This window comes from Leptospira alexanderi serovar Manhao 3 str. L 60 (genome assembly GCF_000243815.2).
Classification (GTDB): Bacteria; Spirochaetota; Leptospiria; order Leptospirales; family Leptospiraceae; genus Leptospira; species Leptospira alexanderi.
In genome coordinates this window covers 1-2,500 of record NZ_AHMT02000039.1, presented here as the reverse complement: position 1 = coordinate 2,500, position 2,500 = coordinate 1, and the positions used below count along the sequence as shown (strand labels likewise).

The 2,500-nt window shown below is 39.8% G+C and carries 2 protein-coding genes and 1 tRNA gene (1 of these 3 cut by a window edge); all 3 read right to left on the bottom strand.

Annotated features, from left to right (window positions below; translation table 11 throughout):
- Positions 1-18 (bottom strand) — tRNA-Gln (locus tag LEP1GSC062_RS12420) (it extends 58 nt beyond the left edge of the window).
- A gap of 4 nt (positions 19-22) precedes the next feature.
- Positions 23-916, bottom strand: coding sequence for a 4-(cytidine 5'-diphospho)-2-C-methyl-D-erythritol kinase (locus tag LEP1GSC062_RS12415; protein WP_020984460.1), 894 nt, complete (start codon positions 914-916; stop codon positions 23-25).
- 462 nt (positions 917-1,378) lie between these two features.
- Positions 1,379-2,323 carry a helix-turn-helix transcriptional regulator gene (locus tag LEP1GSC062_RS12405; protein WP_010579082.1) on the bottom strand — a complete coding sequence of 315 codons (945 nt, stop codon included), beginning with the start codon at positions 2,321-2,323 and terminating at the stop codon, positions 1,379-1,381.
- Positions 2,324-2,500 lie beyond the last annotated feature (177 nt).

Sequence of the window (2,500 nt, the reverse complement as noted above, 5' to 3'; positions counted from 1 at the left end):
CCACTTGGCGACAGCCCAGTTTCTAAAAATTAAATCGTACGAATGTGAGATTTGAGAATTCCTGCCTCAGTCTGTGCAACAGTTCTTCTTGGATCTCAAGACCCTGAACCAGCCCGTACATACTCGAACCCGAGCCGGTCAAAGAACAATAACTGGATCCAAACTCCAGGAATTTGTCCTTGAGAACTCCCAATTCCGGATGAAGTTGGAAGGCAACCGGCTCAAAATCATTCAAGAGCCTACTCTGTAGAGCGCTCCAGTCTCCGTTTTTTAGAACAGAAATCAGACTTTCCGACAGAGTGTTTCCATTTTTCTGAGAAGCACTCTCTTGTAAAGGTTTTTTCAACAAGGTGTACATTTCCGCTGTGTTCATCACTTGCGGAGTTAAAGCAAGGATTCCTTGGCCGGGATGAACCTCGATCTCTTTCGAAATTTCTCCCTTTCCGGTAACGAACGCATGTCCTTCTCCTAAGAAAAAAGGAACATCCGAGCCTATTTCGGCCGCAAGTGCGCGCATGTCGTCGGAAGTAAAAAAGGAACGCCAAGAAAAAAGGAAGTTTAATAAAGAAGCCGCGTTCGTACTTCCTCCTCCGAGGCCACCAGCCGGAGAAATCCTTTTTGTAAGATGGATTTTTACTCCTGGAAGTTCCGGGAAAAGGGATCTTGCCTTCATAAAAGTTTTATAAAGAATATTTTTTTTGATGTCGCCTATCTCCGAAACCCGGTCGTATAGTTTTCGTTTTTCTAATATGATTTCATTTTCGGAAAAAAGTTCGAAAACTCCGTTATCCGCGGGTTCAATTTCGATATCGTCTCCCCAAGAAATTTTTAGAAATATACTTCGAATTTCATGGAACCCGTCCGGACGTTTGAACGGAATTTCTAAGCCGAGATTGATTTTAGCCGGAGAAATCAAAGGCAGCTCCTTATCAATTCATGAAAAAATAGAAACACTGAATTCCCTTTTGCTCCAACCGAAAGTTCAAATAGGAACTTCTGCCAAGTTTCGAATCGCCGAAGAGACATCGGCTTGTTGGGCAAAGGCCTAGATAAACATAAAGTTCTGTACCGTGGTTTGTTCGGCAAAATTGCTTGCAAGTCTGAAGCGATTTTCTTTTTCACATTCATAGTCTTGTCCAAAACCAGTCAGCTTTTTCTTTCGTTTCTTTTTGTATTTAAATGGATAACTGAAGTCGTTTTTCTAATCTGAGATTTTCAACAATTCTATTGTTTAATCCGTGCCTTATTTATTTTGAAGCGTTAAGACAAGTTCTAAAGATAAGAAAAACAATCTGGAAGAACATAAAAACACCGAATTTCTTTGGACTTCATATTTTTCTAATATTTCTGAAAAACAGAAATAGCGGTATCATCGTTTTTAGCGAAGAATTGATTCTATTTCTCCCAGAATCCGCTTCACCAAATGTGTAGGACTTTTCAAGATGACATTTTTTCCAAATGGGAGGAGCGTTTCCAAAAACCAGTTTTCCTCCCGAATTTTTGCCTTGGATAAATAATAAACGACATGATTCAGCTTTTTTGTTTCATCAGTTCTTTCTAAGTCAAGTTTACGGTTTAGATTATAATACACTTCCTTAGTATGCCAGATTTCTGCGATTCCGGACGAATTCTCTCGATTTTTTCGAAACTCCTCGAACTCACGGATGTATTCCGATTTTTTTTGACCGGCCGGTTGTGAGATCGGATCCGAACCGATTTTTAAAGAAAGAATATTGTCCAGACGAAAGTTGCGGGGGGCGTTTCGTTCATGACAATATCCTAATAAATAATCTTCTAAAGAATGAAATAGAAACCAAGGATCTACTTTTCTCCGAGTGGGTTTCTCTCCTGTTCTGGATTGGTATTCAAGGCTCAGAGACTTTTCGTTTCGAATCGCTTCTTGAATATCGGCTTTGTAACTAGAAAGCGCTTCCTGCCCGGCAACCGGAACAATCGAAACGATTTTCTGTAGTATTTTTCGAGCCGTTGAATTTGTCTGTGAATCGGAGCTGGTTTCCGTAACTTCCTCTAAAATTTTTCTGAGAGTCAACCATTCTCGAATACTCAGACGCAAACTGGAGTCAAAACGAAACGGTAGAATCAAACCGAAGGTGTCTGTTTCTGAGTCGTAATCGACTTGAATCAAGTCGGCAATGTGAGGAGTCGCTCCAAGAAAGAAAAGTTCTCCCAATTGTTCTTTTAAATCTTTTCGATTATTGATTCCGGTTATGCTAACAAGCTCTTCGAGAGTCATTCTCTTACCATCTCGAAGGTGGCGAATCAGATTCAATTTGAAATTCAGTCGAACCGTGCTTGGATTCATGAAAAAACCTACATCTCAAAAGTAAAACGCCGCACATTCTGTAAACCGGAAATGTGTAGTATTTCTTATTTACCATAAAGTCCGCTTCTAAGTTGTCGTTTTATATTTTAAAGTTAAGAATGAAAATGTAGATTTTACTACTCGGACGTATGAAAATGGTACCAAGAATTAACGAGC